Origin of the sequence: uncultured Agrobacterium sp. (assembly GCA_913777615.1) — a bacterium.
Lineage (GTDB): Bacteria > Pseudomonadota > Alphaproteobacteria > Rhizobiales > Rhizobiaceae > Agrobacterium.
Genome location: CAJYTK010000012.1, coordinates 60,822 through 68,957, shown reverse-complemented (window position 1 = coordinate 68,957; position 8,136 = coordinate 60,822). Strand labels below are relative to the sequence as shown.

Below are 8,136 nucleotides of genomic sequence, written 5' to 3'. Positions count from 1 at the left end.
AAAGCTTTGAGGCCTGCCCGCAAGCGCAAGCTTGTCGACACGATCAAGGCGGATTGGAAGGTTTCGATCCGGCGTGCATGCTCGGTGTTGAAAGTCGACCGGTCGCTCTATGTCTACAAGTCCAGGCGTGGCGAGCAGGCCGAGTTAAAGCTGAAGATCAAGGACATCTGCCAGACGCGGGTACGCTACGGCTACAGGCGTGTGCATATCCTTATCAAGCGTGAAGGCTGGTCTGTGAACCCGAAGCGAATCTATCGTCTTTACAAAGAGATGGACCTTCAGCTTCGCAACAAGGTTCCCAAGCGCCGGGTCAAGGCGAAGCTGCGGGTTGAGCGCACGGAGCCGACCCATTCCAACCATGTTTGGGCGATGGATTTCGTTCATGACCAACTGGCCACTGGTCGCAAGATCAGGGTTCCGACGGTTGTTGATATCTTCTCTCGCTTCTCGCCAGTGGTGGATGCTCGCTTTAGCTACAAAGGCGAGGATGTCGTTCAGACATTGGAGCGGGTCTGCCGACAGATCGGATATCCGGCGACCATACGTGTGGATAATGGCAGCGAATTCATCTCCCGAGACCTTGACCTCTGGGCCTATCACAAGGCGTCGTACTTGACTTCTCGCGGCCAGGCAAACCGACCGACAACAGCTACATAGAGAGTTTTAATGGCAAGTTCCGCGCCGAGTGCCTGAACGCTCACTGGTTCATGAGCCTTGACGACGCGCGGGCAAAGATGAAAGATTCGCGTAGAGACTATAGTGAGTTCCGGCCACACAGCGAAATCGGCAACAAAGTGCCGATCGCGCTCACGAACGGGTCATCGGCACCAGCGCCGACATGAGCCATAACCACGGAAAATTCCAGTTCCGGCTGGCCCAAAATCGGGCAGCACTTCAAAAACCGCTGGAGCGAACTAAAAACTGGATAAAACTTCGGGGCAAGGTCAGCTCGTCCATATCGACTGCCTGACCCTTGGCCCTCAGTTTGTCCGCTCGAGCTTCCGCAGCCTTCTTCTGGACGACAATCGGTGATGGCAGCCCCCAGTGGGCATGGACGAGCTGCTTCTTTCCGTCCGCCGTGTTGCGGGCAATCGGCCACATCTGGTCGGGGGTCATCTGGTAGGCCGGCATCAGATTGATCAGGCTTTCGGCATCCTGGGCCCATTTCGCGATCCAGTCCTTGTCTTCCATGCGATAAAGATTATAAATCCGACGCCATCTAATTCGACCAGCTTATAGAAGACAATCTAGCGGGTGATGCGTGGGATAGTGAGGTTTCATCCAGTCTATGCGTGAGAGGGGCAAAATCGGCTGTCTCCAGCACAATCATATGCATACATCATTTCAATGATGCCGAGATTACGGGTCTTAGGTCCGTCTCCCTTCAAGGTGAGGAAGTACGTCGAGCTTCGCGCCAAATATTTTGTCAGAATATGAACTCACATTCGTCGTTTAATTAGACGCATATGCTCGATGATATGACGGCCAGAGCCCTCCACGTGTTGTGCAATGATCGCTGCTGCGCCATCAGCGTCCTGCTTCTTGATGCACTGAATTAATCCGCGGTGTTCGTTCACAACGCTTGTCTGGCGGCTAAGCGAGGTCGGGAACTGGCGGCTGATCGCGGAGAGTATTTCGCGGTGTCGCCACCACAAATCGACGGCATGGCGGTTGTAATGCCGGTCGTACATGACTTGATGGAAAGCCATGTCGAGTTTTGAATGAGCATGCTGATCGGCGAAATTCAGGATCTCCATCTGCGCCTGCAAGTCTTCCAAGGTGTCAAGATCCGCCTTGGTGGCAAGGCCAACAAACCATCGCGTCAAAGCAGGTTCGATCAGGACCTCAATCTCAAAAATATCACGCACGAAAGTTTCGTCTATCGTTCGCACGCGTGCGCCGCGGTTTGGCATCATGACGACGAAGCCTTCGCCACGTAATTGCTGCAACGCCTCTCTCACGGGATTGGTTGATGTGCCCATCCGTTCGGCGAGTTCAGAAACCTTAAGACGTTCATTGGCAACAAACCGGCCCTGAATGATGTCGTCACGGAGCCGTTCATAGATCGAGGCTTCGCCAAGATCTGTCTCCTCCGTCGCCCGTTTAAATTCGGCAATCTTGCTCATAGAGTTCTACTAACCGAAAAAACCCATGACTGCCAAGTGCGAAAAATTCTATTTCGCACATCGTTATTGACAAATAATGTATGATCTGAAAACTTCACGCCATCTTAGCGGCGAAGACTGCTGGACGTGTCTGAGGAGCGGGCACTCAAAAGCTGGAGGAGTTTTTACATGAGCTATCAGCGAAAGCTGCGCGACCTCGTCGTTTCGACGGGGCTATTGGGAATTGTCGTGTGCGCAACGATGGCTCCGGCCTTCGCACAGGACTTCAAGCAGGCGCCTGTTCTTGAAGAGGAGGTCAAGACAGGCAAGCTTCCAGCCCTTAACCAACGGCTACCTGAGAAACCTTTCGTCGAAACGATGATTGATGGCGTCGGCAAATACGGCGGCACTTTGCGCACGACGATCCTTGCCAACGGTGACCAGTATAACCTGGCTCGCACCATCGCTAACGAGCTGCTCGTTCGCTGGGATCCACAGTGGAAGAAGGTCGTGCCATCGCTGGCCGAAGAGTTCACCGCTTCCGACGATGCGACCACCTATACATTCAAGCTGCGCAAGGGCTTGAAGTGGAGCGACGGTCAGCCGTTCACAGTCGATGACATCATGTTCTGGTACGAAGACGTATTCATGAACAGCGCGCTGACGCCAGCTAAAAGCCCGACATTCACGGTAGCTGGTAAGCCGGTCAAGGTTCGCAAGATCGATGAGCAGACCGTCGAATTCAAATTCGAAACGCCTTATGGTCTGTTCATTCAGCAACTGGCCTATGGCCAGGGCCATGCGCCGGTCATCTATCCGAAGCATTATCTCAGCCAGTTTCATGAGAAGTACAACAAGGATGGCATCCCTGCGCTTCTGAAGTCCAACCCTGCCGCCGGTGACTGGGTGGCATTGTTCAACTCGAAAGTCTCGCTGACTTTCCAGCCTGTTTACTGGCAGAACCTTGAACTGCCGACAATGAACCCATGGGTTCTGACCGTGCCTTATGCGGATAGCGAACGTGTTGTCGCCAAGCGTAACCCTTATTACTGGAAGGTCGACACCGACGGCAACCAGTTGCCGTACATCGACGGCATCACATGGGCAAAGCTTGATGACCCGCAGTTGATGGCTCTTAAAATGACATCGGGTGAATTCGATTTTGCTTTCCGTCACATCAACAATTCCACCTTCAAGTCTGTCCTCTTCGACGGGCAGGAAAGCGGTAATTACAAATTCGTAGATGTGAAGGACCTGCCCGCAAACGACGCCACCATTCTGCTCAACCTCAACTCCACCGATCCGGCGAAGAAGAAGCTGTTCCAAAACAAGGATTTCCGTATCGCTCTTAGCCATGCGATCAATCGTCAAGAAATCATCGATCTGGTTTATGTGGGACAGGGCACGCCCGCGCAGGTCGCCGTTCAGCCTGAACATGAGTTGTATAATGAGCGCGAAGCCATGCAGTACACAGAGTACGATCCGGCAGCGGCCAACGGTATGCTCGACAAGATCATGCCCAAAAAAGACGGCGAAGGTTATCGTCTGGATGAGAGCGGCAAGCGCCTGACCATCAACTTCATGGTGGCGGATGTCTTCGGTCTCTCCTACCCTGATGTCATGCAGATGGTGCAGCAATATGCAAAGGATGTCGGCATCGACATCCAGCTTCGCACGACCGACCGCGCACGCCTGAACACAATGTGGGCGGCAAACGAGCAGGACGCCTACATCTGGAACTGCGTCGGCGGACTTTCGGAAGTCTATACCGATCCACGTTGCTATATGCCGTTCCAGAAGGCCGACATCTTCTTTGCCGTGCGCTGGGCTGAATGGTACGCCAATCACGAAACAGGCGAAGAACCGCCCGAAGAGGTGAAAGCGCTGATGGCGGCCTATGACAAGGTCAATGCTGCCGCCAATGATGCCGACCGGAAGACGAAGATGGAAGAGTTCCTCAATCTTTCCGCCGACAACTTCCTGAATATCGGAATTTCGCGCCCGATGCCGAAATATATGATGGTTTCCAAGAACCTGAAGAATGTCGTCAATGGCATTCCGATCACCGGAAACCTGTGGCACCCGGCGCCTACGTTGACACAGTGGTACTTCGACAAGTCGGCCCAATAAGGCTCCTCCCGCTGGCGGTGGCGCGAATGCCACTGCCGGCTCCCCTTCGATCCAATCGAACGGTCCAATTCCATGCTTCGATATATTGCCAAGCGGCTGGTGTTCGCGATCCCGACACTATTTGCCGTCTCCATCATCGCGTTCATCATTATCCAGCTGCCGCCGGGAGATTATCTCACGACCCTGATGGCTGACTGGGCAAGCCAGGGCGGTGCCGTGGAGGCTGGAACCGTGGCTGCCATACGTGAACGCTACGGCCTCGATCAGCCGGTGTATTTCCAGTATTACAAGTGGATGTTCGGCATCGTCACCCGTGGTGATTTCGGAATGTCGTTCGAGCTTGGCAAACCGGTCACGGAGCTGATTTGGAGCCGCCTCGGTTTCTCGATGTTGCTTTCGCTGCTGACGCTTTGCTTTGTCTGGGCCATCGCTATTCCCATCGGCATTCTGTCCGCCGTGCGCCAATATTCGATCTCCGACTACACAGCCACTTTCTTCGCATTTTTCTTTCTCGCCGTACCTGACTTCCTCGTGGCGCTTTCTGCCATGTATCTGATGTCGGTCTGGTTCGGCCAGAGCGTCGGCGGTCTGTTTTCTCCCGCCTATATCGATGCGCCCTGGAGCTTTGCCAAGCTTCTGGATTTTGCCCAACATGTCTGGCTTCCGGTCATCGTCATCGGCCTTGGCTCTCTTGCAGCATTGGTCCGCATCATGCGCGCCAATCTTCTGGATGAACTATCCAAACCCTACGTCACGACAGCGCGCGCCAAAGGCATGTCGGAATTTGAACTGCTGATCCGCTATCCCGTGCGGCTGGCCCTCAATCCGCTGATCTCGACACTCGGTTGGATTTTGCCCGCGGTCATCTCCGGTGAAATCATCGTGTCAGTGGTGATGAGCCTGCCGACCACCGGGCCGTTGCTGCTTCGCGCCCTTCTTGCTCAGGACATGTATCTCGCAGGGTCGCTGATCCTTCTGATCTCGGTTCTGACGATCCTCGGGACATTGATTTCCGACATCCTGCTCGCGCTTACCGATCCACGGATACGCCTCCAATGACAGATATTACACATCTCCCCGCTGATACCGAGCCATCGATACATCTTCATGGCAAGGACATCGCCGTTGCAGGTCAATGGAAGCTGTTCTGGCTGAAGTTCAAGAAGCACAAAATAGCGCTCGTCAGTCTTGTTGTGATCTGCGCCATGTATCTCGTCGCAGCCTTTGCGGACTTCATCGCCCCGGTCGATCCGAACGCGACTAATGCGCGCTTCACCTATGCGCCACCCCAAGGCATCTCGCTGTTTCACGATGGCTCGTTCATGCCGCATGTGGATCAGCTAAAGATGACGCTGAACACGGAATCCATGCGGCGGGAGTTTACCCCAGACCCCGCCAAGCCATTACATGTCGGCTTCTTCGTCCCTTCGCAACGCTATGACCTTCTTGGCTTTATTCCCATGCAGACGAAGCTGTTCGGTCTGGTCGATGCCAAGCCGGGCGACAGTCTCTACATTTTGGGTGCTGACCGACTGGGCCGCGATATCTTTTCGCGTGTGGTACACGGCGCACGCATCTCGCTCTCCATCGGTCTCGTCGGCGTGTTCATGAGCCTTATTCTGGGCGTGACGATTGGCGGCATTTCCGGCTTCTTTGGCGGATGGGTTGATCTATTCATACAGCGCGCGATTGAGCTTCTACGCTCTATTCCAACCATTCCGTTGTGGATGGGGTTGGCGGCAGCCATTCCCGTTGGTTGGCCACCGCTTCGTACTTACTTCGTCATCACCCTCATCGTGTCGCTCATTGGCTGGACGAGCCTTGCACGAGAGGTGCGCGGCAAATTCCTGTCGCTTCGCCATGAGGATTTCGTTACCGCCGCACGTCTTGACGGCATGAGCGAAATCGGCATCATTTTCAATCACCTTGTGCCGTCTTTCATGAGCCACATTATTGCGACCGTCACACTGGCGATCCCGACGATGATCCTTGCCGAAACGGCTCTGTCCTTCCTCGGCATCGGGCTTCAGCCGCCAATCATCTCCTGGGGCGTGCTGCTTCAGGAAGCACAGAATATTCGTGCGGTTGCGCAGGCGCCGTGGCTGCTATTCACGCCTGCGGCGGCAATTGTCATCGCCGTTCTTTCCCTCAATTTCCTTGGCGATGGCCTGCGTGATGCCGCAGACCCATACGAGTCGGTGTGATGACCATGACAAGTGACACAATCCTCAAGGTCGAAGACCTGAAAACCTACTTCCCCACCCGCACGGGCGTATTCAAGGCAGTCGATGGCGTTTCGTTCGAGTTGAAGCGCGGTCAGACGCTATGCGTTGTCGGGGAATCCGGCTCGGGAAAGTCAGTGACAGCGCGTTCGATCCTGCAAATCGTAGATAGACCGGGCCGTATCGAAAGCGGCTCTATCATCCTTGCAAAACGGGAAGGCAATGCGGTTGATCTCGCCAAGCTTGACCCGCGTGGCAAGGAAATCCGTGATGTTCGTGGCAAGGAAATTGCCATGATCTTCCAGGAACCGATGAGTTCGCTCTCGCCCGTCCACCGGATTGGTGAGCAGATTGGTGAAGCGCTGCGAATTCACTTTGGCACGCCTAAAAAGGAAAGACGCGAACGCGTTCTCGAACTTCTGCGGCAGGTGGAAATACCGCGGCCGGAAACCGCGATCGACCGCTACACCTTCGAATTTTCCGGTGGCATGCGCCAGCGCGTGATGATTGCCATGGCACTCGCGTGTAATCCGTCCGTCCTCATCGCTGACGAACCGACAACGGCACTCGACGTCACGACACAGGCGGAAATTCTCGACCTCATCAAGAAGCTGCAACAGAGCCACGGTATGGCGGTGCTGTTCATCACTCACGATATGGGCGTCGTTGCCGAAATCGCCGACGAGGTGCTAGTGATGTATCGCGGCAAGGTCATGGAACATGGTCTGGTCGACAAGATATTCCATGCCCCGCAGAACGATTACACCCGCGCCCTGATCGGTTCTGTTGTAAAGCTGGAAAAGAAAGCCGAAGTCCGGCTTTCCCGTCCGCCGATCAAGCCTGATACGCCTGCACTGGTGGAAGTCAAAAATCTGTCGCTGCAATTTCCATCCGGCCTTAAAGCCGTGAACGGCGTATCCCTGACGGTACGCCCCGGCGAAACCCTCGGCATCGTCGGTGAATCCGGTTCCGGCAAAACTACGATGGGCCGCTGCCTGCTGCGCATTTATGACCCGCAGGAAGGCGAAATCAACTATCGCCGACCGGACGGCAATATTATTGACCTGTGTTCTTCCAACAAAAGCGAATTGAAGAATATCCGCCGTGAAGTCCGCATGATCTTTCAGGATCCGGTCGGCTCCCTCAGCCCGCGCAAAACAGTCGGTCAGATCATTGCGGAGCCATTGAAACTGGCGGACATGAAAGGGAAAGAGCTGGATGACCGCGTCGCTGAACTGATGCAGCAAGTGGGGCTGGAACCGGCATGGCGGGAGCGTTACCCGCATGCCTTTTCCGGTGGCCAGCGCCAGCGCATTGGCATTGCCCGCGCCATTGCCGTCAAGCCTCGCCTGATCGTTGCCGATGAAGCGACATCGGCGCTGGACGTATCGCTGCGTTCACAGGTTCTGGACCTGATGATGAAGCTTCAGGACGAACTCGGCTTGTCGTATGTCTTCATCTCTCACGATATGTCCGTCATTCGTTACATGTGCGACCGCGTAGCCGTTATGTATCGCGGCCGGATCGTGGAAGAAGGTGAGACCGATCAGGTCGTCAATCATCCTGCCCATGATTACACACGCGCACTTCTTTCCGCCATTCCCCATCCCGATCCGCGTGATCGCCGCATCCAAAAGCGCTTTCGCTACGCCGATGGCCAAACTGCTCAATAAACGGAA

The 8,136-nt window shown here is 54.9% G+C and carries 5 protein-coding genes and 2 pseudogenes; 5 read left to right on the top strand and 2 right to left on the bottom strand.

Annotated elements, in window-relative coordinates; genetic code table 11:
• A pseudogene (locus QZ862_RS11510) lies at positions 1-842 on the top strand (IS3 family transposase); the annotation flags it as partial.
• A 106-nt stretch (positions 843-948) separates the two neighbouring features.
• Here QZ862_RS11510 and QZ862_RS11505 read toward each other — a convergent pair.
• Positions 949-1,191, bottom strand: a pseudogene (locus QZ862_RS11505) (SOS response-associated peptidase); the annotation flags it as partial.
• 248 nt (positions 1,192-1,439) lie between these two features.
• Complete coding sequence (locus QZ862_RS11500) at positions 1,440-2,126, bottom strand: GntR family transcriptional regulator (RefSeq protein ID WP_296100015.1); 687 nt, start codon at positions 2,124-2,126, stop codon at positions 1,440-1,442.
• Positions 2,127-2,294: 168 nt separating this feature from the next.
• On the opposite strand from QZ862_RS11500, the gene QZ862_RS11495 reads away from it, so the two are divergent.
• The 4 genes from QZ862_RS11495 to QZ862_RS11480 all read left to right on the top strand — a co-directional run bounded on the left by QZ862_RS11495 (position 2,295) and on the right by QZ862_RS11480 (position 8,130).
• Positions 2,295-4,235: an ABC transporter substrate-binding protein gene (locus QZ862_RS11495; RefSeq protein WP_296100014.1), complete on the top strand. Its 1,941-nt coding sequence runs from the start codon at positions 2,295-2,297 to the stop codon at positions 4,233-4,235.
• 72 nt (positions 4,236-4,307) lie between these two features.
• Complete coding sequence (locus tag QZ862_RS11490) at positions 4,308-5,294, top strand: ABC transporter permease (protein WP_296100012.1); 987 nt, start codon at positions 4,308-4,310, stop codon at positions 5,292-5,294.
• Positions 5,291-6,439, top strand: a complete 1,149-nt coding sequence (locus tag QZ862_RS11485) for an ABC transporter permease (RefSeq protein WP_296100008.1) — start codon at positions 5,291-5,293, stop codon at positions 6,437-6,439. Before QZ862_RS11490 ends, QZ862_RS11485 begins: the two co-directional genes overlap by 4 nt.
• Complete coding sequence (locus tag QZ862_RS11480) at positions 6,439-8,130, top strand: ABC transporter ATP-binding protein (protein ID WP_296100005.1); 1,692 nt, start codon at positions 6,439-6,441, stop codon at positions 8,128-8,130. Before QZ862_RS11485 ends, QZ862_RS11480 begins: the two co-directional genes overlap by 1 nt.
• Positions 8,131-8,136: the final 6 nt, after the last annotated feature.